This is a genomic window from Arthrobacter sp. PsM3 (genome assembly GCF_030433895.1).
Classification (GTDB): Bacteria; Actinomycetota; Actinomycetes; order Actinomycetales; family Micrococcaceae; genus Arthrobacter.
In genome coordinates this window covers 67,273-93,671 of the sequence record NZ_JARUXE010000006.1, presented here as the reverse complement: position 1 = coordinate 93,671, position 26,399 = coordinate 67,273, and the positions used below count along the sequence as shown (strand labels likewise).

28 protein-coding genes are annotated in these 26,399 nt (G+C 67.7%); 22 read left to right on the top strand and 6 right to left on the bottom strand.

Features of this window, described 5'->3' with window-relative positions:
* Positions 1-212 precede the first annotated feature (212 nt).
* The 3 genes from QCD75_RS04485 to QCD75_RS04475 are packed head-to-tail and all read left to right on the top strand — an operon-like array spanning position 213 to position 1,910.
* On the top strand, positions 213-413 hold the full coding sequence (locus QCD75_RS04485; RefSeq protein WP_301226210.1) for a hypothetical protein: 201 nt from the start codon (positions 213-215) through the stop codon (positions 411-413).
* A gap of 60 nt (positions 414-473) precedes the next feature.
* Entirely contained in the window at positions 474-1,616 is a 1,143-nt protein-coding gene (locus QCD75_RS04480) for a WD40/YVTN/BNR-like repeat-containing protein (protein WP_301226208.1), read from the top strand.
* A 6-nt stretch (positions 1,617-1,622) separates the two neighbouring features.
* The gene (locus QCD75_RS04475) at positions 1,623-1,910 is read left to right on the top strand and encodes a MoaD/ThiS family protein (RefSeq protein ID WP_301226129.1); all 288 of its coding nucleotides are present in this window, start codon (positions 1,623-1,625) and stop codon (positions 1,908-1,910) included.
* 5 nt (positions 1,911-1,915) lie between these two features.
* Here QCD75_RS04475 and QCD75_RS04470 read toward each other — a convergent pair whose 3' ends face one another.
* Complete coding sequence (locus QCD75_RS04470; RefSeq protein WP_226761577.1) at positions 1,916-2,152, bottom strand: hypothetical protein; 237 nt, start codon at positions 2,150-2,152, stop codon at positions 1,916-1,918.
* A gap of 216 nt (positions 2,153-2,368) precedes the next feature.
* On the opposite strand from QCD75_RS04470, the gene QCD75_RS04465 reads away from it, so the two are divergent.
* The gene (locus QCD75_RS04465) at positions 2,369-3,445 is read left to right on the top strand and encodes an ATP-dependent DNA ligase (RefSeq protein ID WP_301226126.1); all 1,077 of its coding nucleotides are present in this window, start codon (positions 2,369-2,371) and stop codon (positions 3,443-3,445) included.
* A gap of 29 nt (positions 3,446-3,474) precedes the next feature.
* On the opposite strand, the gene QCD75_RS04460 is transcribed toward QCD75_RS04465, so the two are convergent.
* Positions 3,475-4,794 carry an MFS transporter gene (locus QCD75_RS04460; RefSeq protein ID WP_301226124.1) on the bottom strand — a complete coding sequence of 440 codons (1,320 nt, stop codon included), beginning with the start codon at positions 4,792-4,794 and terminating at the stop codon, positions 3,475-3,477.
* A gap of 225 nt (positions 4,795-5,019) precedes the next feature.
* On the opposite strand from QCD75_RS04460, the gene QCD75_RS04455 reads away from it, so the two are divergent.
* The 12 genes from QCD75_RS04455 to QCD75_RS04400 all read left to right on the top strand — a co-directional run bounded on the left by QCD75_RS04455 (position 5,020) and on the right by QCD75_RS04400 (position 16,649).
* Positions 5,020-5,859: an IclR family transcriptional regulator gene (locus QCD75_RS04455; protein WP_301226122.1), complete on the top strand. Its 840-nt coding sequence runs from the start codon at positions 5,020-5,022 to the stop codon at positions 5,857-5,859.
* A 166-nt stretch (positions 5,860-6,025) separates the two neighbouring features.
* Complete coding sequence (locus QCD75_RS04450; protein ID WP_301226120.1) at positions 6,026-6,907, top strand: shikimate dehydrogenase; 882 nt, start codon at positions 6,026-6,028, stop codon at positions 6,905-6,907.
* Complete coding sequence (locus QCD75_RS04445; protein ID WP_301226118.1) at positions 6,907-8,874, top strand: bifunctional sugar phosphate isomerase/epimerase/4-hydroxyphenylpyruvate dioxygenase family protein; 1,968 nt, start codon at positions 6,907-6,909, stop codon at positions 8,872-8,874. Before QCD75_RS04450 ends, QCD75_RS04445 begins: the two co-directional genes overlap by 1 nt.
* A gap of 40 nt (positions 8,875-8,914) precedes the next feature.
* Positions 8,915-9,823, top strand: a complete 909-nt coding sequence (gene pcaH / locus QCD75_RS04440) for a protocatechuate 3,4-dioxygenase subunit beta (protein ID WP_301226116.1) — start codon at positions 8,915-8,917, stop codon at positions 9,821-9,823.
* Between the two features lie 7 nt (positions 9,824-9,830).
* Positions 9,831-10,397, top strand: a complete 567-nt coding sequence (pcaG, locus tag QCD75_RS04435) for a protocatechuate 3,4-dioxygenase subunit alpha (protein ID WP_301226114.1) — start codon at positions 9,831-9,833, stop codon at positions 10,395-10,397.
* On the top strand, positions 10,394-11,905 hold the full coding sequence (locus QCD75_RS04430; protein ID WP_301226112.1) for a lyase family protein: 1,512 nt from the start codon (positions 10,394-10,396) through the stop codon (positions 11,903-11,905). Before pcaG ends, QCD75_RS04430 begins: the two co-directional genes overlap by 4 nt.
* Positions 11,898-12,716, top strand: a complete 819-nt coding sequence (locus QCD75_RS04425) for an alpha/beta fold hydrolase (protein ID WP_301226110.1) — start codon at positions 11,898-11,900, stop codon at positions 12,714-12,716. Before QCD75_RS04430 ends, QCD75_RS04425 begins: the two co-directional genes overlap by 8 nt.
* Positions 12,713-13,168: a 4-carboxymuconolactone decarboxylase gene (gene pcaC, locus QCD75_RS04420; RefSeq protein WP_226758453.1), complete on the top strand. Its 456-nt coding sequence runs from the start codon at positions 12,713-12,715 to the stop codon at positions 13,166-13,168. Before QCD75_RS04425 ends, pcaC begins: the two co-directional genes overlap by 4 nt.
* On the top strand, positions 13,165-14,403 hold the full coding sequence (locus QCD75_RS04415) for a thiolase family protein (RefSeq protein WP_301226109.1): 1,239 nt from the start codon (positions 13,165-13,167) through the stop codon (positions 14,401-14,403). Before pcaC ends, QCD75_RS04415 begins: the two co-directional genes overlap by 4 nt.
* A 3-nt stretch (positions 14,404-14,406) precedes the next feature.
* Positions 14,407-15,066: a 3-oxoacid CoA-transferase subunit A gene (locus QCD75_RS04410; protein ID WP_301226108.1), complete on the top strand. Its 660-nt coding sequence runs from the start codon at positions 14,407-14,409 to the stop codon at positions 15,064-15,066.
* Between the two features lies 1 nt (position 15,067).
* Complete coding sequence (locus QCD75_RS04405; RefSeq protein WP_301226107.1) at positions 15,068-15,772, top strand: 3-oxoacid CoA-transferase subunit B; 705 nt, start codon at positions 15,068-15,070, stop codon at positions 15,770-15,772.
* Between the two features lie 61 nt (positions 15,773-15,833).
* Entirely contained in the window at positions 15,834-16,649 is an 816-nt protein-coding gene (locus tag QCD75_RS04400; protein ID WP_301226106.1) for an IclR family transcriptional regulator domain-containing protein, read from the top strand.
* A gap of 6 nt (positions 16,650-16,655) precedes the next feature.
* On the opposite strand, the gene QCD75_RS04395 is transcribed toward QCD75_RS04400, so the two are convergent.
* Positions 16,656-16,892, bottom strand: coding sequence for a hypothetical protein (locus QCD75_RS04395; RefSeq protein WP_301226105.1), 237 nt, complete (start codon positions 16,890-16,892; stop codon positions 16,656-16,658).
* A 227-nt stretch (positions 16,893-17,119) separates the two neighbouring features.
* On the opposite strand from QCD75_RS04395, the gene QCD75_RS04390 reads away from it, so the two are divergent.
* Positions 17,120-18,043: a diacylglycerol/lipid kinase family protein gene (locus QCD75_RS04390; protein ID WP_301226104.1), complete on the top strand. Its 924-nt coding sequence runs from the start codon at positions 17,120-17,122 to the stop codon at positions 18,041-18,043.
* Positions 18,044-18,396: 353 nt separating this feature from the next.
* Positions 18,397-19,047 carry a NeuD/PglB/VioB family sugar acetyltransferase gene (locus QCD75_RS04385; RefSeq protein ID WP_301226103.1) on the top strand — a complete coding sequence of 217 codons (651 nt, stop codon included), beginning with the start codon at positions 18,397-18,399 and terminating at the stop codon, positions 19,045-19,047.
* A gap of 104 nt (positions 19,048-19,151) precedes the next feature.
* Here QCD75_RS04385 and QCD75_RS04380 read toward each other — a convergent pair whose 3' ends face one another.
* Positions 19,152-20,036, bottom strand: a complete 885-nt coding sequence (locus QCD75_RS04380) for an amino acid-binding protein (protein ID WP_301226102.1) — start codon at positions 20,034-20,036, stop codon at positions 19,152-19,154.
* 62 nt (positions 20,037-20,098) lie between these two features.
* Positions 20,099-20,584 carry a large conductance mechanosensitive channel protein MscL gene (gene mscL / locus QCD75_RS04375; RefSeq protein WP_301226101.1) on the bottom strand — a complete coding sequence of 162 codons (486 nt, stop codon included), beginning with the start codon at positions 20,582-20,584 and terminating at the stop codon, positions 20,099-20,101.
* 218 nt (positions 20,585-20,802) lie between these two features.
* On the opposite strand from mscL, the gene QCD75_RS04370 reads away from it, so the two are divergent.
* The 4 genes from QCD75_RS04370 (at position 20,803) to QCD75_RS04355 (ending at position 24,542) form a co-directional block, all read left to right on the top strand.
* Positions 20,803-21,891 (top strand): FUSC family protein, encoded by a 1,089-nt coding sequence (locus QCD75_RS04370; RefSeq protein WP_301226100.1) that lies wholly within the window; start codon positions 20,803-20,805, stop codon positions 21,889-21,891.
* 77 nt (positions 21,892-21,968) lie between these two features.
* Positions 21,969-22,733 (top strand): IclR family transcriptional regulator, encoded by a 765-nt coding sequence (locus tag QCD75_RS04365; protein ID WP_301226098.1) that lies wholly within the window; start codon positions 21,969-21,971, stop codon positions 22,731-22,733.
* 109 nt (positions 22,734-22,842) lie between these two features.
* The gene (locus tag QCD75_RS04360) at positions 22,843-24,033 is read left to right on the top strand and encodes a 4-hydroxybenzoate 3-monooxygenase (RefSeq protein ID WP_301226096.1); all 1,191 of its coding nucleotides are present in this window, start codon (positions 22,843-22,845) and stop codon (positions 24,031-24,033) included.
* A gap of 116 nt (positions 24,034-24,149) precedes the next feature.
* Positions 24,150-24,542 (top strand): nuclear transport factor 2 family protein, encoded by a 393-nt coding sequence (locus tag QCD75_RS04355; RefSeq protein ID WP_301226094.1) that lies wholly within the window; start codon positions 24,150-24,152, stop codon positions 24,540-24,542.
* Positions 24,543-24,603: 61 nt separating this feature from the next.
* On the opposite strand, the gene QCD75_RS04350 is transcribed toward QCD75_RS04355, so the two are convergent.
* Positions 24,604-26,376: an ABC transporter permease gene (locus QCD75_RS04350; RefSeq protein ID WP_301226206.1), complete on the bottom strand. Its 1,773-nt coding sequence runs from the start codon at positions 26,374-26,376 to the stop codon at positions 24,604-24,606.
* Between the last annotated feature and the right edge of the window lie 23 nt (positions 26,377-26,399).

Below are 26,399 nucleotides of genomic sequence, written 5' to 3'. Positions count from 1 at the left end.
GTCCGCGGCCTGAACAGGGACTTATTCCCCGGTCATTCCGCGGGAAAGCCCACGGTCTCCGATCACCTCAAGATCCTCGTCGGCGCCGGACCCGGCGTAACCGGACCGACCGCGGACACCCTCGCTGCCCTGAGAGCCGCCAGAGCCAAGCGGCTCTTGAAGCCCACCGGTGCCGGGCCTAACGTTGAAGAATTAAGGAAAGGGTGACCGCCGTGGAAATCTTCATGTGGTGGCTGGATCTGGATCTGGCGAGCAAGGAGTGGCTGCGGGAAAACCTGCGCTCGTCCGAGTTGCCGCTGGCCGTGCTGCAGGGCATTGCCGAAGCCGGAGGCCCGCACCCGGATGCTGTTTCCGGGGTGCTGACCGACGCAGACTGGGACTTCATCGAAACCCAGTCCGAATTCGTGGACTGACACGTCCGGAGCAACCGGCCGGCCATAAAACCGTTGCGGCCGTCCTGCTGTGGTGGTTGCATAGGGGGCATGGCTACCGCAGAGAGTTATGTCCTGGCGATCGGCACCAAGAAAGGTCTTTGGCTGGCGACGAGCCCGGACCGCAAAGACTGGTCCCTATCCGGCCCTCATTTCCTGATGAGCGAAGTCCCCAGCATCGGCATCGACACCCGCGACGGCCGGACCCGGATCCTGGTGGGCGTCCGTTCCGAGCACTGGGGCCCCACGGTGTTCCACTCCGATGACCTTGGCGAAACGTGGAACGAGCCGGAACGGGGCGCCATCCGCTTCCCCGAGGGCACGGACGCCGCCCTGGAGCGCGTCTGGCAGATCCATCCCGACGCCGAGTCCCGTCCAGGCGTCGTCTGGGCCGGCTGCGAGCCCATCTCGGTGTGGAAGTCCACCGATGGCGGTGAACACTTCGAGCTCAACCGCGGGCTCTGGGACCACCCGCACCGCGGCGAATGGGGTGCCGGCTACGGCGGCGCGGCGGCGCACTCCATCGTCCTCGACCGCACCGGCGAGAAGGTGCACGTTGCGATGAGCACCGGCGGCGTCTACCGCTCGCTCGACGGCGGCAGCTCCTGGGAGCCGCGGAACAAGGGAATTTCGGCGTACTTCATGCCCGACCCCAACCCGGAATTCGGCCAGTGTGTGCACAAGATCGCGGCCGATGCCGCGGTCGACGGCCGCCTCTACGCGCAGAACCACCACGGCGTCTATCGCAGCGACGACGACGCCGAGAGCTGGGAATCGATTGCGGAGGGCCTGCCGGCGGACTTCGGCTTCGTGATGCTCACGCACCCCCGCCGGGCCGGCACCGCCTGGGTGATCCCGCTCAAGGCGGACGGCGAAAGGATCCCGCCGGAGGGCAAGCTCGCGGTTCACCGGACGGACGACGCCGGCGCGAGCTGGAAACGCCTGGACGACGGGCTGCCTGCGTCAGATTTCAACTCTGTGCTTCGGGATGCGGCCTGCGTCGACGCGGAAGAACCGGCCGGCGTCTACTTCGGCACGCGCGGCGGCAGCGTCTACGCCAGCGCCGACGAGGGCGAACACTTCGCCGAGGTCGCCTCGCACCTGCCGGACGTGCTGTGCGTGCGGGCCGCGGCCGTCTCCCCGGCTTTCGCTTCCGCCGGACCCGCCGCCGCCGTGAGCGTCTAAGGCCCCGTGGCCGGGATCAGCGTGGTGCTGCCCAGCGTGCTCCAGCCGCTGGCCGGCGGGCAGTCCTTACTGACTGCGCCCGCGGACGGGGCGGCGACGGTGGAACGGGTGCTGGACCTGGTGACCGGGGATTACCCGGCCCTGGGGAGGCGGTTGCGGGATGAAACCGGGGCGATCCGACGCTACGTGAATATATACGTCAACGGGAATGAGATCCGCCGCCTGCAGGGCCTGGCCACCGAGGTGTCCCCGGGCCAGGAGGTCCTGATCATCCAGTCCGTCGCGGGAGGCTAGCCGCCTCAGGCGACCCGCCAAAGGCTGCATTCGTCGGTGTTTATTGCTTTCCGGGTGCCGGACTGCCGGTCCATGATCCAGACGACGCCGATTCCGGGCGCGGTTTCCTGGACGCTGCCGCGGCGGATCACGACGTCGTCATAGTTGGGGCCAACCTTCAGCCGCGCCTCGATTTCATCGCCGCGGTGCAGCTGATCCAGGGCGCGGACACGGGTTACATGGGCTGTGGCTTCCTTCAACATGGCGGGGGCCTCCTGGACTGGAGAGTAGTGCCTGCTCTTGCCGGCACTTCCAGTGTGCGGCGCCAATGTTGCGGCTGCGTTTCGTCCCGGTAAGACGTGGGTTAGCGTTCGACGCCGTTGCCGTTACGGCTGTCCATATCCCAGCCGTCCGCCGGATCGCTGCCGCTGCCAGGCGGCCTCTGGCGGGCAGCGGACTGCGGGACCAGAATGGGGCCTATGCAACTGCCGCTGATGCCCCCGATCGCACCGATGCTGGCGAAGGCCGTAAGTGCCCTGCCAGAGGGCCCCGTGATGTTCGAACCGAAGTGGGACGGGTTCCGCTCCATCATCTTCCGCGACGGCGGGGACGTGGAGATCGGCAGCCGCAACGGCAAGACCCTGACCCGGTACTTCCCCGAACTCGTCGGGGCGCTGAAGGCAAACCTCCCGCCGCGCTGCGTGCTTGACGGCGAGATCATCATGGTCGGCGCCTCCGGCGACCGGCTCGACTTCGATACCCTGCAGCAGCGGATCCATCCCGCCGCCAGCCGCGTGCGGCTGCTGGCCGAACAGACCCCGGCGAGTTTTGTCGCGTTTGATCTGCTGGCCCTCGACGACGAGGACCTCACCGGGCTGCCCTTCGCCGAACGGCGCGTGGCGTTGGAACTCGCCCTGTCCGGGATAGCCGCGCCGATCCACCTCACCGCCGCGACCCGGGACAGGGCCACCGCCCAGGAATGGTTCCGCCAGTTCGAGGGCGCCGGTCTCGACGGGATCGTGGCCAAACCGCTGGCCGGGCCGTACCTGCAGGACAAGCGCTCCATGTTCAAGATCAAGCACGAACGCACCGCGGACTGCGTTCTCGCCGGGTACCGGCTACACACCTCCGGGCCGGACCGGATCGGCTCACTGCTGCTCGGGCTCTACGGCGGGGACGGCGCACTCGCCAATGTGGGAGTGGTGGGGGCCTTCCCGATGCAGCGCCGAAAGGAACTCTTCGAAGAACTCCAACCGCTCGTGACGAGCTTCGAGGAGCATCCCTGGGCCTGGGCCCGGCAGGAGGACGGGACCCGGACGCCGCGCAACGCCGAGGGCAGCCGATGGAGCGGAGGCAAGGACCTCTCCTTCACCCCGCTCCGGCCGGAGCGGGTGGTGGAAGTGAAATACGACCACATGGAAGGCGAACGGTTCCGCCACACGACACAGTTTGTCCGCTGGCGCCCGGACCGGGACCCGCGGTCCTGCACCTACGAACAGCTCGAGGAACCGGTCAAATTCGATCTGGCTGCGGTGCTGGGCACCGGCAAGGACTGACCCGCACCTTCCGCCCGCCCCGCACCGGGTTACTTGAGGCCGAGCTCCTTGGTGGGAGTCTTGAAGGATTCCTTGGCGGTCAGGGCCGAGATGGCTGCGATGCCGCAGATGACGGCTGTGAAGATGCTGATCTGGACCCAGCCGCCGGTCTTGGTGCCGCCCATGGCCGCGACGATAGCCGGGGCGAAGCCTGCCATCAGGAAGCCGAGCTGGGTGCCGATGGCCAGGCCGGAGAAGCGGACCTTGGTGCTGAACATTTCGGCGTAGAAGGAGGGCCAGACGGCGTTGGAGGCCGCGTAGCCGAAGGAGAAGAAGACGATGGCGGTCAGGAACATCAGCGGCACGCTGCCGGACTCGAGGCTGAGCAGGAACACCGGTGTCAGCACCGCACTGGACACAGCGCCGTAAATGAAGACCGGTTTGCGGCCGATCCGGTCCGCGAGCTTGCCGAAGAGCGGCTGGGTGCCGAGGGCGACCACGTTGGCGCCGACGACGAGCCAGAGGGTGGTGGTGCCGTCCACGCCGGCGACGTTCTTGGCGTAGGCGATGGCCAGGGTGCCGAACACGGTGGAGACAGCGGCAATGAAGGCGCAGGCGACGACGCGGAGGACATCGCGCCAGTGGTCCTTGAGCAGGTCCGCGACGGGAAGCTTGGAGATCTGTGCGGTCTTCTGGGCTTCCTCGAAGGCCGGGGGTTCGTGCAGGGTGCGGCGGATGAAGAACGCGACCATGACCACAACGGCGCTGAGCCAGAACGGGATGCGCCAGCCGATGCCGTACTTGATCTCATCGGGCAGGGCCAGGACGGGAATGAAGACGAGGGCGGCAAGGATCTGTCCGCCCTGGGTTCCGGTCAGCGTCCAGGACGTGAAGAAGGCCCGGCGGTTGTCCGGTGCGTGCTCCAGGGTCATGGACGATGCGCCGGCCTGCTCGCCGGCCGCGGAGAGGCCCTGGCAGAGGCGCGCCAGCACCAGCAGGGCCGGGGCCCACCAGCCGATGGTGTTGAAGTCGGGCAGGCAGCCGATCACAAAGGTGGAGGCGCCCATCAGCAGGAGCGTGAACATGAGCACCTTGCGGCGGCCCACCCGGTCACCGAAGTGGCCCAGGATGACGGCGCCGATCGGCCGGGCCACGTAGGCGAAACCGAAGGTTGCGAAGGACATGATCGCGGCGTTGGCGCCGGCGTCGGGGAAGAAGACCGTGGGGAAGATCAGCGCGGCGGCCGATCCGAAGATAAAGAAGTCGTAGTACTCGACGGCGCTGCCCAGGAAGCTGGCGAGGGCTGCCTTCTTCGGTGTCCCGGCCGGTGCGTCAGTGCCCGGCGTCATGGACGGGAGTGTCTGGCTCATGGTGTTCCTTTGTGTGACGACATTGTCGCGGATGGATCAGGAAGGTCTCAGCCGCCGCTGGCTCTCAGCGTGCGGCAGCCGGAGGTTCGTGGAAAGACCCGGACGAGTAGCCACATGGTGGGAGCTACTTGTGCGATGTAGCAATCATGACTGTGAGGGCAGTCACTTGTCAACAGAAATAATCACCATCTAGAAATAGCTCTCACCATGTGAGAGCATTGAGCCATGAGTGTGAATCAAGACACAGAAGAGACCGGGACCGCCTCCGCCCCCGCGGCAGCCGCCGGCAAGGGCGCCAAGGCCCCGAAGGAGGACACCCGGACAGACATGGTCGGCAAGGCCCTGGGCCTGCTGGTCTTGTTGGGTGACGAGCCGCGGGGCGCGAGTGCCGCAGAGCTCTCCCGCCGGGCGGAGCTGCCCTTCAGCACGACCTACCGCCTGCTGGGTTCGCTGACCCGCGACGGCTTCGTGGACTACGAGCCGGACGGGCGCCGCTACCATCTGGGCCTGCGCATCTTCCAGCTCGGCCAGCGGGTGTCCAACCACCACGGATTCGCCGGCACCGCCCTGCCCATCCTGCGGCGCGTCACCGAGGAGACCGGCGAGGCCACCATCCTGTCGGTGCGCGACGGAAACCACCACCTCACCGTCAACAAGGTGGACGGCCCCCAGACCTTCCGCGTCACAAGCGACCCGGGCCATCTGGGCGCACTGCACACCACCTCGGTCGGCAAGGCGCTTGTGGCCTTCGCCGATGACGCCACCCGAAGCCAGCTCGTTGAGGAACTCGAGCTGGAGCCGCTGACCGAATTTTCCATCACGGACCGCGAGGCCTTCCGCGCTGAGATCGAGCTCGTCCGCCGGCGTGGCTACGCCGTCATGGACGAGGAGAACGAGCTGGGCATGCGGGCCGTCGCCGTCCCGGTGTTCAACACCCAGGGCCACGCGTTCGCCGCGCTGGCCACGGCGGTCCCGGTCTTCCGGATGAGCGTGGAGGCCCTCGTGGCCCTGGTTCCCCTGCTCCAGGCGGCGGCGGCCGAGCTGTCCGCCCGGCTGCCCCAGTGATCAATTCGGCCGTCCGCCCGGCCAGAAGCCGTCATGCTTTGTTCGCTAGTAGAACAAGCGTGCAACATATGAACAATTGTTGTAGTGTAATCCCCATCACCCGGCCGGCAGCCGGCGCCCAGTGCGTCCCCGCCCCCCGAGTGCCGTTGTCAAAGGAGCTAGACGGATGAGCAATCGAGCAGAGTCCTTTCTCGTGGGCCTGATAGGCGATGGTGTTATGCCGTCGCTCACGCCCCCCATGCACGAACGCGAAGGCGATGTGCAGGGCCTCCGGTACCTCTACCGCCCCATCGACCTCACCGAGCTGGGGCTTCCCGGCCAGAGCGTCGGTGAACTCCTGACCGGCGCGTACCGCCTGGGTTTCAACGGGTTGAACATCACCCATCCCTGCAAGCAGTTGGTCCTGGAACACCTGGACGAGGTCACCCCGGACGCTCGGCGCCTCGGCGCGGTCAACACCGTGATCATTCGGGACGGCCGCTTCATTGGCCACAACACCGACTTCTCCGGGTTCGCCGCAGCCCTGGCCACCGGCCTGCCGGGAGCCAAGTTGAACCGGGTGGTGCAGCTGGGGGCAGGGGGCGCCGGGTCCGCCGTCGCCTACGCCCTGCTCACCGCCGGTGTCCGGGAACTGGACCTGGTGGACACCGATCCCGCCCGCTGCGCGGCGCGCGCCGCCGAACTCGCCGGCTTCTTCCCGGACCAGCTGGTCACCGCGCGGACGACGGCGGAGCTGCCGCAACTTATGCCACTCGCCGACGGCCTGGTGCACTGCACCCCGGTGGGCATGGCCGCCCACCCGGGGGTGCCGCTGGACATGTCCCTCGTGGAGCCCCGGCACTGGGTCGCGGACATTGTTTACCGGCCGATCGAGACCGAGCTGGTCCGGCAGGCCCGGGCCAAGGGCTGCGACGTGCTCGACGGCGGCCGGATGGCGGTCGGGCAGGCAGCCGACGCCTTCCGGATCTTCACCGGCCTCGAGGCCGACGCGGACCGGATGCGCGCCCACTTCCTGGAGCTGGTCGCAGCGGAAGAGGTGGCCGCCTGATGCGCACCGGAATCGCCACGGTCTGCCTCTCCGGCACCCTGCGGGAAAAGATGCAGGCCTGCGCCATTGCGGGTTTCGACGGGATCGAAATCTTCGAACAGGATCTTGTCACTTCCCCGCTGAGCCCGGATGACGTCCGGAAGATGGCCGCCGACCTGGGCCTGACGCTGGATTTATACCAGCCGTTCCGCGACTTCGACAGCGTGACCGCGGAGCTGCTGGCCGCCAACCTGCGCCGGGCTGAGGCCAAGTTCCGGCTGATGTCCCGCCTCGGTATGGATACCATCCTGGTCTGCTCCAACGTCGCCACTGCCAGCATTGATGACGACGGGCTCCGGGCGGAACAGCTCGCAGCCCTCGCCGCCCTAGCCCGGGACCACGGGGTTAAAGTGGCCTACGAGGCCCTGGCGTGGGGAAAGTACGTCAACGACTACGAGCACGCCCACCGCCTCGTGGAGACGGTGGACCACCCCAACCTGGGGACCTGCCTCGACTCGTTCCACATCCTCTCCCGTGACTGGGACACCGCAAGAATCGAATCCTTCAACCCGGAGAAGATCTTCTTCGTCCAGGTGGCCGATGCGCCTAAGTTGTCCATGGACGTGCTGTCCTGGAGCCGGCACTACCGGGTGTTCCCTGGCGAGGGGCAGTTCGAACTCGCCGAGTTCCTCGGCCACGTGGTCCGGGCCGGGTACACCGGTCCGGTATCCCTGGAGGTCTTCAACGACGTCTTCCGCCAGTCCGACGTCGAACGCACCGCGGTGGACGCGATGCGGTCGCTGATCTGGCTCGAGGAGCAAAGCGCGAAGTGGCTGGACGCGCACCCGGCCCCGGAACACGCCGTCGAAAACGGCGCCGGAACCCGCTTGCCGGGCCGCCGCCGGTACCCGATGGAACTGGCAACCCTCCCGCAGGTGGCCGAACCGGGCGGATTCAACTTCGCCGAGGTCAGGGCCGCGGACACTGCCGCCCTGGAAACCCTGCTGGGCCAGCTGGGATTCGCGTCCAACGGGCGCCACCGGACCAAGAATGTGCAATTGTGGACCATGGGCCACGCCCGCGTGATCATCAACGAGGACTCCTCCCAGGAATCCCGCGACGCCGGGGCCGCCGCCGCACCCGCGATTTCGGCCTTGGGCTTCGACGTCGAGTCCCCTGTCATTGCCGCGGCCCGCGCCCAGCAGCTCAAGGCCCCGGCCGTGCCGCGCAAGAGCCAGGCCGATGAAGAAATATTCCAGGGCTTCGCCGCCCCGGACTCGACCGAGATCTTCCTGTGCCAGGGCAGCCCGGACGGCACCGCGGTCTGGACCCGCGAATTCGGCGAGGGGCTGGAAGCGCCCGCTGCCGGCCGGGCCGGGGAACAGGGCGCCATCGGGGAACAACGCGCCGTGATCGACCACGTCAACCTCGCCCAGCCCTGGCAGCACTTCGACGAGGCCGTGCTCTTCTACACCAGCGCCCTCGCCCTGGAACCGCAGCCGTATGCGGAAGTCGCCAGCCCCACCGGGCTGGTCCGGTCCCAGGTGATGCTGACCCGTGACCGCGGTGTCCGCCTGGTGCTGAACCTGGCCCCGCTGGTCCAGCGCGAAGGCGAAGGCTCAGGCACTGCCCAGCGCCGCACCTACCAGGAACACATCGCCTTCGCGGTGGATGACCTCGTGGCGACGGCCCGGGCCGCGAAGGCCCGCGGTCTGGATTTCCTCCAGATCCCCGCGAACTACTACGAGGACCTCGACGCGCGGTTCGGCCTGGACCCGGCCTTTCTGGCCACCCTCCGGGACCTCAACCTGCTCTACGACCGTGATGCGGACGGCGAATTCCTGCACTTCTACACGGCCACCGTCGGCAGCGTGTTCTTCGAAATGGTGGAACGCCGCGGCGCCTACGACGGCTACGGTGCGCCGAACGCGCCGGTGCGGCACGCCGTCCAGTACGACCACCTGCACCAGCTGAACCTCACCACCTGACCCACCAAATAACACCAACACCCAACGAAAGGAGGCTGCTGTGCCTGAAGAAATCAACCTTGAGATCTACAACGCGGACCCGCTCACCGAGGACGTGTCCGACGAGGCCACGAAGGCCGCACCGAAGACGTACGCGAGCGGTGTCCCTGCCGGGGACACGGCCGCGGAGTCGCAGGCGGACCTCAGTGCCGAGATGAAAGCCCTCGGGGACGCCTACGCGCAGGCCCTCAGGAACGGTGCCCCGGCGGAGATCCAGCCGCGGCTGGACTACCCCCCGTACCGCAGCAGCGTCCTGCGCCACCCCACCAAGGACCTGCACCACGCGGATCCGGAAACGATCGAGCTCTACTCTCCCGCGTTCGGGCACATGGACGTGCACGCGCTGGAAGCGGACCTCACCATCCAGCACAACGGTGAACCGCTGGGCGAACGCATCGTCGTCTCCGGCCGCGTGCTCGACGGCGACGGCCGCCCCGTCGCGGGCCAGCTCGTGGAGATCTGGCAGGCGAACTCCGCCGGCCGCTACATCCACAAACGCGACCAGCACCCGGCCCCGCTGGACCCCAACTTCACCGGCGTCGGCCGGTGCATCACGGGCGCCGACGGCTCCTACAGGTTCACCACCATCAAGCCCGGCGCCTACCCGTGGAAGAACCACCTGAACGCCTGGCGCCCGGCCCACATCCACTTCTCCCTGTTCGGGCAGGAGTTCACCCAGCGGATCGTCACCCAGATGTACTTCCCGGGTGACCAGCTCTTCCCGCTGGACCCGATCTACCAGTCGATCGTGGACCAGGACGCCCGCGACCGGCTCGTGGCCACCTACAACCACGAGCAGACGAAGCCTGAATGGGCGCTGGCGTACAACTGGGACATTGTCCTGACCGGATCGAAGCGGACCTGGACCGAGAACGAGGCATTGGGCGAAGCAGGAGACGACAATGAATAAGGCCAGCATGAGTAAACTCACCCCGACACCGGGCCAGACCGTCGGCCCGTTCTACGGCTACGCACTGCCCTTCACCAAGGACCGCGAGTTGCTGGCCCCCGGATCCCCGGGCTCCATCCGGCTCCAGGGCGTGGTCTACGACGGCGCCGGGCATCCGATCCCGGACGCGATCCTGGAGATCTGGCAGGCCGACGCCGAGGGCAACGTCCCGCACCACACCGGTTCGCTGGTGCGCGACGGCTACACCTTCACCGGTTTCGGCCGCAGCGCGGTCGGCAACACCGGCGTCTTCACCTTTACGACGGTCAACCCCGGCCCCACCGATGATGATGCGGCCCCGTTCATCTCCGTCGCGGTCTTTGCCCGCGGCCTGATGAACCGGCTCTTCACCCGGATCTACCTGCCGGAAAACGAGAAGGCCCTGGCCGCGGACCCGCTGCTGTCCTCGCTGGATCCGGAACGCCGCAAGACGCTGATCGCACGCCGCGACGCCGACGGCGGCCTGACCTGGGACGTCCGGCTCCAGGGCGAGGGCGAGACGGTGTTCCTCGACTTTGAGGGCTCCTCGAAGTGATCTCTCCTGAAACCGGCGGAGCCGCCGAGGGCGACGTCGGCCTCCTGAGTCCCGTGTCGGCGTCGCCCCGTGTGGCGGCGCTGACCGGTGACCGGGCGGTACTGGCCGCCATGCTCCGGGTCGAGGCCGCCTGGGCCAGAGTCCTGGAGGACGCGTCCCTGGCGCCGGCCGGGTCCGCCGCGGTGGTCGCCGCAGCCGCCGACGTGGGCCGTTATGACCTCGCGGGCATCGCCTTGCGCGCCCAGGGCGGCGCCAACCCGGTGATCCCCTTGCTGGCGGATCTCCGCGGGCAGGTCACGGCCCTTGACACAGCGGGGATCGGTGCCGGGAAAGCCGTGCACACCTCGCTGACCAGCCAGGACGTGCTCGATTCCGCCCTGATCCTGCTGGCCCGGGATGCTGTCAGCGGCCTGCTCACCGAGCTCCGGGCCACCACCGCGGCCCTGGCTGCCCTTGCGGAACGGCACGCGGAGACGTTGTGCGTGGGCCGCAGCCTCACCCAGCACTCCCTGCCGTTCAGCTTCGGGCTCAAGGCGGCCCAATGGTTCCACGGGCTCGCCGCTGCAGCGCGCCGGCTGGAGGCCCTCGAATTCCCGGTGCAGACCGGGGGAGCGGCCGGAACCCTCGCGGCCGGCACCGTGCTGACAGAGGGCGCGGCACTGACTCCAGGTCCCCGGCTGTCCCCGTTTGATCTCTCCGACCGGCTGGCCGCAGAACTCGGCCTCGCCGCCGCTCCGGCGCCGTGGCACACGAACCGGCTGGCTGTGACGTCCCTCGGTGACGCCCTGGCCGCCGTGACCGACGCTGCGGGCAAGGTGGCCTCCGACGTGCTGTTCCTGAGCCGCCCGGAGGTCGCCGAACTCGCCGAACCCCGCGCCGCCGGCCGGGGCGGGTCCTCAGCCATGCCGCAGAAGCAGAACCCGGTGCTGTCCGTGCTGGTCCGCAGCGCCGCCCTGCAGGCACCCGGCCAGGCCGCACAGCTGCATCTGGCCGCCGCCAACTTCAACGATGAACGCCCCGACGGCGCCTGGCACAGCGAATGGCCGGCACTCCGCCAGCTCCTCCGCCTGGGCCTCGGCGCAGCCGTGCAGCTCCGCGAACTCGCCGAAGGCCTGCAGGTCTTCCCCGCGGCCATGCGCCGTAACCTGGACCTTTCCGGGCCGCTGCTGCTCAGCGAAGCCGTCACGGCCGCCGTCGCCCCGCTCCTCGGCGGGATGCAGGGCGTCGACGGAAAACAGCGGCTGCAGTCCGTCGTGGACCAGACGCTCCAGGTCCCGGCGAACGAACAGGCCAGCACCTACCGGCGGCTGCTCCGCACCGCCGTGCCGGCGGAGCTGCTCTCCGACGCCCGGCTGGAGGAGCTGCTCGATCCGGCCAACTACCTCGGCCAGGCCGCCGAAATCTCCCGCCGCATCCTCGCTGCCTACCCGGAATTCGGCGCCACCGGCGCCGCCGGGGCCCGCGCCCCCTCACCGACCCTCGACCTGAACGGAGCCTCCCGTGGCTAGACCCACAGTCAAGGCAGTACTGCTTTCGCCCCAGCGCCCGCTGGGGGACAAACCCCTCCTCGTGCTGGGGCCGTCCCTGGGCACTTCCACGCTGCTGTGGAGCCAGGCCGGTGCCCTGCTCGGAGACGACGCCGACGTCATCGCCTGGGACCTGCCCGGCCACGGGATCTCGCCCGCCGCGACGGAAACCTTCACCGTCGCCGAACTTGCCGACGCCGTGGTCGAACTGGTGGATTCGATCGCGCCCGGAGCGCTATTCCACTACGCCGGTGTCTCGCTGGGCGGCGCCACCGGGCTGCAGCTGGGAATCAAGCATGGTGAACGGCTCAAGAGCCTGTCCGTGCAATGCACCGGCGCGAAACTCGGCACGCCCGAGGGCTGGCTGGAACGCGCGGAAACCGTACGGACCCAGGGCACGCCCGTGATGATCCAGGGTTCGGCGCAGCGCTGGTTCGGCCAGGGTTTCATGGAGCGCCAGCCGGAACTCAGCGGCCGGCTGCTGCACAACCTGCGCGACGCCGACCGCTTCAGCTACGCGTACTGCTGCGAAGCCCTCGCCGCCTATGACGTCCGGGACGACCTCGGCAGCATCCGGGTCCCCACCCAGGCCATCGCAGGCGTGGAGGACACCGTCGCCCCGCCGTCGTTCGCGGAGGCGATCGTCGAAGGAATCACCGCCGGCGGCGGCACCGCGAGTGCAGTGAGCCTTGAGGGCGTGGCACACCTGGCGCCCTTCGAAGCACCCGGGCACGTGGCCGACTTGCTGCGGACCCTGATTACCTGGGCCGAATCCCGCGGGGCCGGAAAGTGACCGGCGCGGAGCGGACCGGCCTGGAACGGCATGGAGTGGTGCAGCCGGAGGCCACCAGCCAGGAGATCTACGACGGAGGCATGGTGGTCCGCCGCGAGGTGCTTGGCGCTGCGCATGTGGACCGTGCCAACGCCAACAAGGACGCTTTCACCGAGGACTTCCAGGACATGATCACCCGGATCGCCTGGGGCGGCATCTGGACCAGGCCCGGCCTGACCAGGCAGATGCGCTCCGCCGTCACCATCACCGCGATGGTCGCGCACGGGCACTGGGAGGAACTGGCCATGCACATCCGAGCCGCCATCACCAACGGCCTCAGCAGGGACGAGATCAAGGAAATCCTGCTGCAGACCGCCATCTACTGCGGGGTCCCCTCCGCCAACACCGCCTTCAAGACCGCCCAGCAGGTCTTCCACTCAATGGACAACACAGAAATGGACAGCACGCCGTGAACGAGGCCTTTATTTTTGATGCCGTGAGGACTCCGTTCGGGAAGTTCGGCGGCGGGCTCGCCGGGGTCCGTCCGGATGATCTGGCCGCGCACGTGATCGGCGAGGCCGTGAGGCGCGCGCCGAAACTCGATGTTGAGCGGATCGATGAGGTGGTGTTCGGCAACGCCAACGGCGCGGGCGAGGAGAACCGGAACATCGCCCGGATGGGCACCCTGCTCGCGGGGCTGCCGGTCTCGATCCCGGGCACCACCGTGAACCGGCTCTGCGGGTCCTCTCTGGACGCGGCGATCATCGCGTCCCGGCAGATCAACACAGGGGACGCGGACCTGATGCTCATCGGCGGGGCCGAATCGATGTCCCGCGCGCCCTGGGTGCTGCCCAAAACCGAGAAGCCCTACCCGGCCGGGGACATGACCCTGGTCTCCACCACCCTGGGCTGGCGCCTGGTGAACAAAGCCATGGACCCGGACTGGACCGTGTCCCTGGGCGAGGCCACCGAACGGCTCGCCGACAAATACGGCATCACCCGCGCCGCTCAGGACGAGTTCTCCGCCAATTCGCACAACCTCGCCGCCGCCGCCTGGGACGAGGGCTTCTACGACCGCCTCGTGACCGTGGTCCCGGGAACGGGCCTGGTCCGGGACGAGGGCATCCGTCCCGGGTCCTCGGCCGGGAAACTCGCCGGCCTGAAAACCGTGTTCCGCACCGCGGACGGCACCGTCACCGCCGGGAACGCCTCCCCGCTCTCGGACGGCGCGTCCGCGGCGTGGCTCGGCTCCGAAAACGCCGCCGCCCTGCTGGGTATGGACCCGCTGGCCCGGATCGCCGGGCGCGGCGCGCACGCCAACGATCCCCAGTTCTTCGGCTACGCCCCGGTCGAGGCCGCGAACAAGGCCCTCGCGAAGGCCGGCATCGGCTGGGATGAGGTCGGCGCCGTCGAACTCAACGAGGCCTTCGCCGCGCAGTCCCTGGCCTGCATCACCGCCTGGGGCATCGACCCCTCCATTGTGAACCGGCACGGCGGCGCCATCGCGATGGGCCACCCCCTGGGCGCCTCCGGGGCCCGCATCCTCGGCACCCTGGCCCGGTCCCTGCAGGCCACCGGCCAGCGCTGGGGCGTCGCCGCGATCTGCATCGGCGTCGGTCAGGGCCTCGCCGTCGTGCTCGAAAACGTCACGGCAACAGCACAGCAGGCAACAACACCGCCGGCAACAACAGCGACAGCAAAGGGCTAGGACATGCTGAACTTTCCAGAGAATGTCAACGAGGCCGTCGCCGGCATCCAGGACGGCTCCACCGTGATGATCGGGGGTTTCGGCAACGCCGGGCAGCCGTTCGAACTCATCGATGCCCTGATGGACTGCGGCGCGAAGGACCTCACCGTCGTGAACAACAACGCCGGCCAGGGCGACCAGGGCCTTGCGCTGCTGATCAAGGAAGGCCGGGTGAAGAAGATGATCTGTTCCTTCCCGCGGCAGTCCGATTCCTGGCACTTCGACGCGAAGTACCGCGCCGGCGAGATCGAGCTGGAACTGGTGCCGCAGGGAAACCTGGCCGAGCGGATCCGCGCCGCGGGCGCCGGGATCGGCGGCTTCTTCACCCCCACCGGCTACGGCACCATGCTGGCCGAGGGCAAGGAAACCCGCATCCTCGACGGCCGCGGCCAGGTCTTCGAGACCCCCATCCACGCCGACGTCGCGCTCATCAAGGCGCTTAAGGCCGACGGCAAGGGCAACCTCGTCTACCGCAAGACGGCCCGTAACTTCGGCCCGATCATGGCCGCCGCGGCCAAGCACACCATTGTCCAGGTGTCCGGGATCGTCCCCACGGGCGGTCTTGATCCGGAGATCATCGTGACCCCCGGAATCTACGTCAACAGCATTGTGAAGGTGGCCTGAGATGAGCGTCCAATCCCATGACCAGGCGGGTCTCGCGGCCGGCCTCCGGACATCCGACAAGCCGCTGGGCCGCGATGACCTGGCCCGCCTCGTGGCCCGGGACATCAAGCCCGGCTCCTTCGTGAACCTGGGCATCGGCCAGCCCACCCTGGTGTCGAACTACCTCAAGCCGGAGCAGAACATCACGCTCCACACCGAGAACGGCATGCTGGGCATGGGACCGGAGGCCACCGGCGACCAGATCGACGGCGACCTCATCAACGCCGGCAAAATCCCGGTGACCGAACTGCCCGGGGCGTCCTACTTCCACCACGCCGACTCGTTCGCGATCATGCGCGGCGGGCACCTGGACATCTGCGTGCTGGGCGCCTTCCAGGTCTCCGCGACGGGCGACCTCGCCAACTGGCACACCGGCGCCCCCGACGCGATCCCTGCCGTCGGCGGCGCCATGGACCTCGCCACCGGCGCCAAGGACGTCTTCGTGATGATGACACTCCTGACCCGCGAGGGCGTCTCCAAGCTCGTCGAGACCTGCACCTACCCCCTCACCGGCATCGGCTGCGTGACCCGCGTCTACACCGACAAGGCCGTCTTCCTCACCGGGCCCGGCGGCGTCCAGGTCCGCGAAACCTTCGGCTGCACCCTCGAGGAACTCCAGGCCATGGTTCCCGTGCCGCTCACAGCCGCGCCTGCCGTCGGAAGCTAAGGACCCGCCGGCACGGACGAAGTGGTGCGGATAAAGTGTTGCGGGACCGAGAGGCGTGGAAATGATTGTCGCAGCAAAGGGCCTGACGGCCGGTGGCGCGCCGCCGGCCAGTGACCAGTACGTGCAGTCGCTGGCGCGCGGACTGGCAGTGATCCGTGCCTTCGACACGGACCACCCCAAGATGACGCTGACCGAGGTGGCGGCCCGGACGGACCTCACCCGGGCCACGGCACGGCGGTTCCTGTACACGCTCGTGGAACTGGGCTACGTCCGGACCGACGGGAAGATTTTCGCCCTGACCGCCAAAGTGCTGCAGCTGGGCTACGCCTACCTGTCGGGGCTGTCGCTGCCGCAACTCGCCCAGCCGCACCTCGAGGAACTGTCCCTGCAGTTGGGGGAGTCGACGTCGGCCGCCGTGCTGGAAGGCCCCGATATCGCCTACATCGCCCGGGTGGCGACGCGCCGGATCATGGCCGTCGGCATCACGGTCGGCACCCGATTCCCGGCCTACGCCACCTCGATGGGCAGGGTGCTGCTGGCGGCCCTGCCGCCCGCCGAGCTGGAGGACTACCTGGCCCGGACTGAAATACGGCCCCTGACCCCGCTCGCCATCGGATCGCGGGAGTCCCTGCTGGCGGAGCTCGCCAAGGTCCGGGCCCAGGGTTGGTGCCTGCTGAACCAGGAGCTGGAGCTCGGCCTGATGTCCATCGCCGCGCCGGTCCATGACGGACCCAGGGTGGTCGCCGCCATCAACGTGTCATTGCAGGCCCAGTCGGTGTCGAGCCGGCCGGACCCGGAGGCCTACCTGGACTCGGTGCGGGCGGCCACCGTGGCCAGCGCCGAACTCATCTCCGCGGACCTGTCCTCCGGACGCTAGCGGCCCTCAGGAGTGGCCTGACGCCGGCCGGGTGGAGACCACGATGGTGACCCCGCCGGAGTCGTCACGGATCTTCAGGTGCAGGTCCTTGCCCACGAGCGAGGCATGGATATCCTCGCTGTCCGCAGGGGCGATCTGCTCTGCCAGACGTGTGACCGCCAGCGCCATGGCCCGTCCCCAGTCATGGGGATCTGTGCTGGACGCCTCGGCCTCGGCCGAGTAGTTCTCCTGTGGTTCAGACATAAGCTCCCGCTTCCCGCCCCTGGAGCGCGTGCCGTCCGGCAGATCCGGACAGGCGGCCTGCCCGGCAGATGTCTCACGCCGGCAGGCTCCAGTACATGAGCATGGCCAGTCTAGTGACCGCGGCGCGCGGGCGTCCACGGTTGGGTGCCCTGCTGCGGAAGTTACGCGAAGAATCCCGCTAGGATTTCAGCCGGGACACCCCATGCCAATTGCCATCGAAGGACGCCATGCCAGAGAACAATCCCGCGCCGTCCAGACGCGCAGCCGTAGTCATCAACCCCGCCAAATCCAGTGGTCCGGCGCTCCAGGGCGCCATCTTCAGGCTCTGCGAAACGCAGGGCTGGGCCGAGCCGCTCTGGCTGGAAACCACCGTTGAAGACCCGGGCACCGGCCAGGCACGCCAGGCACTGGAGGCAGGGGTCGACGTCGTAATTGCCGCCGGCGGCGACGGAACCGTGCGCTGCGTGGCCGAGGTTCTCGCCGGCACCGGAACGCCCATGGGGCTGGTCCCGCTGGGAACCGGGAACCTGCTCGCCCGCAACCTCGGGGTGGACATCACCGACCCGGTCTCTGCCTGTTACGACGTGATCCACGGCAGCGAACAAGCCATCGACGTCGTCAAGGCCCGGCTTGACCACTCGGACGAGGAACAGGTGTTCCTGGTCATGGCCGGTCTCGGGTACGACGCCGCCATCATGGCCGACACCGTAGATGCGCTGAAGGACCGTATGGGCTGGCTCGCGTACGTTGAGGCCGGCATCCGCAAGCTTCCCGGCAAACCGGTCAAGGCGCAGATCAGCGTCGACGGCGGAGAACCGGTCCGCCGCAGGATCCGCAGCGTGATGATCGGCAACTGCGGCCGGATCATGGGCGGCGTGGAGATCTTCCCCGACGCCAGCGTCGACGACGGGATGCTGGATCTGCTGATCCTGGCCCCGCGCGGCCGGCTCGGCTGGCTGGGAGTCGTTGCCGGGATCTTCGGCCGGAACAAGCGCGAGACCGAATCCGTGGAGTACTTCCAGGGCAAATCCGCCGAAATCACCCTGGAGCATGAACAGGAGTTCCAGTTGGACGGCGACCACCTCGGCACCGGGACGCACCTGGCCGTGACTGTCGGGGGCGGTGCCCTTAAGATTCGGATGTCTGTCTAGAACAGCACCGGCGGGCTCGCAACGATACTTGCGTACCGATCACCAGCGCAGCCGCGGGGGACAGGTCCGGGTAGTAAGTACTACCCGGACCTTGCCATCGGAGACCTCCCGCAAAGGCAGGTATCGACCACCCGTGACCCGGCTGTTCCCATCAACTTGTATTGGCTCAGGCATCACCCGGTGCCGCCCAGTGCCTTTTGGAGGCAGCCGCAATGGCCCGTAGGTTCCTTGTCGCCACGCATGTCCAGCCCCGGAAGTTCCCTACCGCCATTCCGCCGGTCCGCCGCGAGTTGAGCCTGGCCGGGCAGTCCCGGGTGCGATCCATTCGATTCTGAAGGCTGCGGGGAATTCTGATGACTGAACTACTGCTGATCGGCGCCAGCGGCCTTGCCCGCGAGGTGCTTGCCTGCGTCCGCGAGAACGGCCAGTTCGACGTGGTCGGGGTGCTCGACGATGACGAATCCAGGTCCGGGTCGGCCCTGGACGGCGCTCCCATCATTGGTCCTGCGAGCCACGCCCTCCGTTACCCGGAAGCACGTGTGGTCGTCTGCATCGGCACTGGGGAGGGGCGTGAGCGGGTTGTCGCCAGACTCGCCGGGCTGGGCTTCCCGAGCCACCGCTTCGCGACGGTGGTCGATCCTTCGGTGCGGGTTCCATACTGCTGCGACATCGGTCCCGGGAGCATCCTGCTGGGGAACGTAACTCTGACCGCAGGGGTCACGGTCGGGAGCCATGTGGCGATAATGCCCGGTGTGACGGTGACCCACGACGGCGTCGTGGAGGACTTCGCCACCCTGGCAGCCGGCGTCTCGCTGGGCGGCGGCGTCAGGATCGGGCGTTCGGCCTATCTCGGCATGAACTCGTGTGTGCGTGAACGCACCACGGTGGGTGCCGGAGCGAGGATAGGCATCGGAGCCGCCGTTTTGGGCGATGTTCCCGACGGGGAGACCTGGGCCGGGGTGCCGGCCCGGGTGCTGGAACCTGCAGCCGGGCGTGTTCGGTGACCCGGCATAGACGCGTCCCCTGACCCTTCAGTGAGCTGGGCGCCCCAGCGGACGCCCTGGGAATGGCGACCGGCACTAGCTTGTCGCCGGGGAAAGTCACGCCGTCACCGGCCGGAGACCGGGCGGTGCGCGAGGATCTCGGCCAGCTCGGCCAGCCGGTGGGCCCGGGCGGATTCCGCCGGGGTGAACGGCTCACCGGGACGGCTGAACGTGATGGGACCGTGCCAGGCAGTCGGGATCCTCAGCACAGTGCCGTCCGTTGCCTGCAGCGTGCCCGCTTTGGCGGCCGGGGCCGCGGCATCCGTATCCGCTCTGGTGTCGATCCGGGCGTGCAGCAGTTCTGCCACTGCGAGTGGCAGCTCCTCGGGATTGGCCGCAATCCTGGCCGCAAGGCTCAGCGCCCCGGTCTGTCCGTCGGCCATGGCCAGCGCCGTGGTGGGCCAGACATGCGGCTGGCTGCCGCCGCCGTCGCGCAGGGCCTTCAGTAGTTCCGCCTCGCGCAGCCCGCCGGGGGCGGACAGCACGAACTCGTCCAGCACACCGCCGTCGACGGGGTGGACGTGGATGCTCAGGATGTTGGTGTCCAGCCGGGCCAGCGACTGCGTGAGTTTCTGCAGCGAACCGGGTCGGTCCTTCAGCACCGTGCGGGCCCGCCACAGGGCCGGTGCGGCGCTGAGCCGGCCGCGGTGCCGCAAAGCGGGGGCGTGCAGCCAGCGCCGCAGCATCCGCGCCGCGGAGGGTTCCGCCACCCAGATGACCAGAATGGTGGCCGTCATCGTCAGGACCAGGACCTTCGCCGCATACGGCAGGTGGGTTTCGACCACCGCCGCATGGACCACCAGTTCGATCGGCAGCATCACCGCGATGTTGGCCAGGGTGAGCCGGGCCTTGGTCGGTTCGGGCATCTGGCCGCAGACTTCGCAGCTCAGCTCGGAGGCCGACGGGGCCTGTGGTGCGCCGTGTTTCCTGCCGGGTGCTGAGGGCTTCATGGGTCCATGATGTCCGGCCGCTGTTACAAGCCGGTTGCCGGCCGGTGACGATTTGGTTCGGCCTAGCGGCTGCGTTCGCCGGCGGGCTCAACGGCGGGTCCGCCAGCCTGCTCAAAGGAATGGCCCGGCGCCCGGCCATGCTCCGTACCGGCGAGCTGGGCCAGCAGATCGCGGATCTCGGCCAGCAGTGCCGTGTCGGCCGGCAGCGGCTTCTCCTCCGGCTCCGTCGTCGCGAGGCGCTTCTTGACCAGTCGGTTGATCCGGTTCATCGGCGCCACGAAGATGAAGTAAACGACGGCGGCGGTGATCAGGAACGTGACGAACGCCGTGATAACCGCACCGAAGTTGACGAAGGTTTTCTCGTTCGCCGGCCAGATGTGGAAACCCAGCCCGTCGGTCTCGACCCCGCCGGCCGCAGCAATGATCGGGTTCACGATGTTGGACGTGAACGCGCCGACCAGTGCGGTGAAAGCCGTGCCGACCACCACCGCGATGGACAGTTCGATCACGTTGCCGCGCAGGATGAAGTCCTTGAATCCTTTGAGCATGGGGGTCCTCCGGTGTGCCTTGAGCTGACTTGGGTGCCGCGTCCCCGGCCGGGGAATCAAACGATTGACGCTATCACTTCCCCGGCCACCTCTTCCGCCAGCGGATTCCATTGGATGGATTGATGCTGCCTTTTCCGGGCCGTTCCGGCGTAGAATTCAGTGCGGATGCCAGCGCTGCCGTCGTAACAATCCGACCGCGAGAAAGGCACCACCCACCCGTGAAAATGCTTGCCGAGCTGTTCACCATGGCTCCCGGCAACAAGGACCACCAGGTCGCCACCCGCTGCGCCATCGGTGTTTTTGTCCCGCTTATCACGCTGGTGCTGCTGGACCGCCTGGACCTGGCGGTCTTCGCCTCCTTCGGCGCCTTCGCCGGGATCTACGGCCGGAATCAACCGCACTCCGCGCGTTTTCTCCTGCAACTCCGCGCCGGGTCGCTGATGCTGCTGGTCATGCTGCTGGCCGCCTTGACCGCACGCGCCGGGGTGGCCTTTGCGGTCCCGGCTGCGGACATGGTCTGGCTCCAGGTGTTAGCCACCACGCTGGTGGCAGGAGGCTGCTCGCTGATCGTCGCCTGGTGGCGTCTGCGCCCCGCGGGCTCGCTGTTCCACATCTTTGCCTTCGCCGCGATCGCGTCCATCCCTAACCAGCCGCCGCTCTGGCAGGGCATGCTCGAGGCAGGGTTGACCGTCGCCTTCTCCCTGCTGATCGGGATGTCATCCCGGGTGGTCCGGAGGCGCCGGACACCCTGGGTCTGGCCGCACCCCCTCCCCCTCACTCGGGCCGAAAAACGGGCGGCACTGCTCGAAAGCATTGGCTACATCGTGGCGGCCGGCCTGGCCGGTACCCTCGCAACACTGGCGGGTGAACGGCTGGGCTTTGGTCACAACTACTGGGCCATGGTGGCTGCCGTCGTCCCGCTTGTGGGCCACTCCACCCGGCACCGGGTCAGGCGGGGCGTGCAAAGAATCGTGGGCACGGCGGTGGGGTTGGTGTTGCTCGCGGGGGTCCTGCTGCTGCAGCCCGCACCCTGGCAGACCGTGCTGGTGATCGCGGCCTGCCAGTTCGGCGCCGAGATGTTCATCGCCCGCCAGTATGTCCTGGCCCAGATCTTCGTCACCCCGCTGGCGCTGATTTCGACGCTGCTGGTGGTTCCGGCATCGCCCGGCATCCTGCTGCGCGACCGGATTCTTGAGACCCTCATCGGAGCCGCGGTCGGCATTGCCATCGTCCTGGCCCCGACGGTGTGGCGGCGTCTGCGCGCGCCGCAGCCGCCGCAGGCAGCACGCTCCCCTCACCCCAGCTGAGCGGCAGCGTGGGATCCAAGCGCCCCACCCCGGCGGCGTAGAGTGGAAGCAGAATCCATTCAACGGAAGTGACTGCCATGGCTAACTCCGCTGCAGGCGACTCAGTGGTGGACCGCGTGGTCAGAGTGATCGAAGCTTTCCCCGAGGGCGTCACCGTGCTGCAGCTCTCCGAACTCGCCGAGCGGGCCGGACTGCCGCCGAGCACCGCCCACCGGCTGGTCCGGCAGCTTGCCGGACACGGGCTCCTGGAGTTGGGCAGCGGAGGGTCCGTCCGGCTGGGCCTGCGGCTGTGGGAGCTGGTCAACCGGAATTCCCCCACCCTGGCCCTCCGCCAGGCGGCCATGCCCTTTATGGAGGACATCCAGCAGGTGCTCAACCAGAATGTGAACCTTGCCGTGCTGGAAGGCTGGGAGGCACTCTTTATCGAGCGGCTGTCGCGCCGCGGTTCCGTGGCCAACCGGGCCCAGATCGCCGGCCGGATGCCGGTGCACGTCTCCTCGGCCGGGCTGGCGCTGATGGCCAACCAGCCGCCGGCGGTCCAGGCGGAGTACCTCCACCAGTTCCACGATCCGGACGGCTTGGTGCAGCCGGAGGCACTCCGCACGTTGCTCCAGGAGACGGCCGGCCATGGCTTTGCGCAGCTGGCCGGCGTCGTGGACCCGGACACGTGGGGGATCGCCGTGCCGGTGCGGGACGCGAGGAACCGCACCGTGGCGGCGCTCGGCGTCGTCGTCCCGCTGCGTGAAATGCGGCTCCAGGCCCTGGTTCCGGCCCTGCAGACGGCAGCCCGCGGGATCGGACGGCAGCTGCAGGACGCAAAGGCCGCTTCCTCGTTCCGTTGAGTGGAATTCCTGTAACGCGCGCCACGTGTCCTGGCGCACACTGTAGCCAGAGGATCCACCCGGCCCCGGACGCCCCACAGTCCGGGCCCCGCAACGAAGCGAGGACAGCATGGCACAACGCAAAATCATTACCACCCAGGTCGCGATCATGGGCGCGGGCCCGGCAGGGCTGATGCTCTCCCACCTGCTGGCCAAACAAGGAATCGAATCCACAGTGATCGAGATCCGCAGCCACAAGGAAATCTCCGAAACGGTCCGTGCGGGCATCCTGGAGCACGGCTCGGTCAACCTGCTCGTGGACAGCGGCGTCTCGGACCGGGTCCTGCGCGACGGCGACCGGCACGACGGAATCGAACTGCGCTTCAACGGCGAGAGCCACCGGATCGACTTCCAGGACCTCGTCGGGGAGTCGGTCTGGCTCTACCCGCAGACCGACGTCTTCCTCGACCTCGCCGCCCGGCGCCAGGACGACGGCGGCGACGTCCGCTACAGCGTTACCGACACCACCGTCCATGACCTCGAGGGCAAGCCGAAAGTCTGGTTCACCGATGCCGGGGGCGTTGAATGGGAGCTGCAGGCCGACTTCATCGCCGGCGCCGACGGCTCCCGCAGCCACAGCCGCTTCCAGATCCCGGAAGCCCAGCGCAAATGGTACTTCCATGAGTACCCTTTCGCCTGGTTCGGGATCCTGGCCGAGGCACCGCGCAGCTCGGACGAACTCATCTACGCCAACTCCGGGAACGGGTTCGCCCTGATCAGCCAGCGCACCGAAACCGTCCAGAGAATGTACTTCCAGTGCGACCCGAACGAAGACGTCAACAACTGGAGCGAAGACCGGATCTGGGACGCCTTCCGCAGCCGGGTCAACGGCAACGGCTTTGAGCTCAAAGAGGGCCCGGTCATCGACAAGACCGTCCTGAAGTTCCGCAGCTTCGTGCACGCCCCGATGCGGCACGGCAAGCTGTTCCTCGCAGGCGACGCCGCGCACACCGTCCCGCCGACCGGGGCCAAGGGCCTGAACCTGGCGCTGCATGACGTCAAGGTGCTCTTTGAGGGTCTCGACAGCTTCTACAGGACCGGAAACACGGTGCTCCTGGATGCCTACAGCGACCGCGCCCTGGAGCGGGTCTGGAAGGCCCAGCAGTTCTCCTACTGGATGACCTCCATGCTGCACACCCCGGTCGACGGCGACGACTTCGCCCGCGCCCGCCAGCTCGGGGAGCTCAACTCCGTGGTGTCATCCCGCCACGGCCGGGCCTACCTCGCCGAGGCCTACACCGGCTGGCCGGGCGCCCACTAAGGCGTCCGCGGAAACTCCGGAAGGCGTGCATATTTCCATCGACAGGATCGGCGGCCAGGACTAGCCTTTAACCGTCCCAGCAAGACCCGACAAGGACGACGGAGAGGTGTCCGAACATGGGAACCGCAGAGAATGTTGAACTGGTCCGGCGGGGGTATGAGGCCTTCAACGCCGGGGATATGGCCACCCTCACCGAGTTGTTCGCCGACGACGCCGTCTGGTACGTGCCCGGAAGCGGGGTGCTCTCGGGCACGAAGCAGGGCCGCGATGCCATCCTGGCCTACTTCGGCGAACTGGGAGCGCGCACCCAGGGTGACTTCCAGGCCAACGTCGAGGACATCGTCGGCGGGGAAAACCACATAGTCGCGATCCAGCAGACCCAGGGAAAAAACAACGGCAAGACCCTGGACATGGCCACCATCATCACTTTTGTGGTCCGCGACGGAAAGGTCACGGAAGGCCGGGAGTTCTTCGAGGACACGGCGAAGGCCGACGACTTCTGGGTCTAGCCGGCAGCCCGGGAAGCGCGCCACGGCCAGGTCAGGTACTCGGGCGCGACGCGGTCGCCGGTCAGGGCACCAACGCGGGATCAGTGCGCGCTGCTTCCGCCAGGACCGGCGTAAGGCCCTGCTTGCCGCCGGCCCCGGTCTTTGCCCTCCGCGCCGGCTTCTTGCCCGCCCTGCCGTACACCAGATACATCGTCACCCCGGTGATGACCATCAGCAGCACCGTGTAAACGAAGGTGTTGGACACCCCGTCGACGCCCTCCGCGCCGTCGGTGTTGGCCTTGATCACCAGGCCCAGTGGCTGGAACAGCGGGTGGGCCAGGAAGATCGCCGTGTCGTAGTCGTCCAGCATGCTGTTGAAGTTCAAGGCCGTGATGGCCGCCGCCGCCGGAAGCACGATCGGCAGCAGGATCCGGCGGAAGACGTACAGCGTCTTGGCGCCCATAATGGTGGCGGCTTCTTCGAGCGAGGAGTTGACCGAAGCGAAGGACGCCTTCAGCATCCGCAGGGTGAACGGGATCTTCACAGTCACGAAGGCAATCAGCAGGATGACCGTGGTCCCGGTCAGCACGGCGCCGCCGACCAGCGGGCTTGGGTGGTCATAGCTGAGGATGAGGCCCAGGGCCAGCAGGGCCGAAGGCAGGATCCACGGGATGTGGAGCAGGTATTCGAAGGCCGTGGTGACCCAGTTGCGGTATTTCTGCAGGAGCCGGGCCACGAACAACAGCCCGCCGACGGCGATCACCGCAGCCAGGGCACTGTAAACGATGCTGATCACAAAGGGCCGAAGGCCCGAAGGCTGGGTGAGCACGCGAACGTAGTTGTCCAGGGTCAGGCTTCCCGGCGACAGCTGTCCGGTCTGGATCGCGGCGCCGTCGGCGAAGGAGAAGACAACAATCAGCACCACAGGCAGGGTATATACGGCGAAGAGCAGATATGCCACGACGTGGACGGCGGCGTTGGCCACGGGATTGCGGATCTGCTGTTTTTGCAGCCCGGAGGAGACCTTTGACACCGAGAAATAGGTGCCGCCCTTTTCCAGCCGTGTCATAACGGCCAACATCAGGATGGTGGCTACGCCCAGGATGACGGCGAGCAGCGCGGCGAGGTCCCGCGACGTCGGACTGTTGGAAAACGTGAGAATCATGGGGGTGATGGTTTGGAACTCCCGTCCGCCCAGGACCTGCGGGGCGCTGAGGGCACCGAGGCCGGTCAGGAAGGAGAGCACCGTGACGGCAAAAAGCGTCGGCTTGAGCATCGGCAGGACAATCCGCCGCAGGACCGTCCACGTGGAGGCGCCCATGTTCCGGGCCGCCTCGATGGTCTGGTAATCCACCCCCTTGAGGGCGTTGGCGACGAACAGCATGTGGTTCGTGGTGGTGGCAAACGTCATCACCGCCAGCACGGCGAAGAAACCGGAAAACCAGCCCGGGTCCATGCCGGGAAACAGCGACAGCAGGAAACCGGTGACAATCCCCTTGTCCCCGTAGATGAACTTGTAACCGGCCGCCAGCACAATGCCGCCGTAGATAAAGGTCGTGGCATAGCCGAGGAACAGGATCCGTGAGCCACGGATCTTGAAGTACTGGGTGACCAGCACAATAAAGATCCCCACGACATTGACGGTGATGGACAGGGCGACGGCCAGCAGGAAGCTGTTGCCCAGTGATTTCATGGCCCGCTGGGAGGAGAAGAGCTTCTCGGCGGCCCGGCCCGAGAAGCTGCCGTTCGGGAAGAAGGTCTGGATCAGCACATTCGCGTTGGGCCAGACGAGGAACGCCGCGATGAACCAGGTCAGCACGATCCCGATAATCAGGACGGCGGGGGAGCGGAGCATGCTCCGGGTGCCCGCGCCGTTCG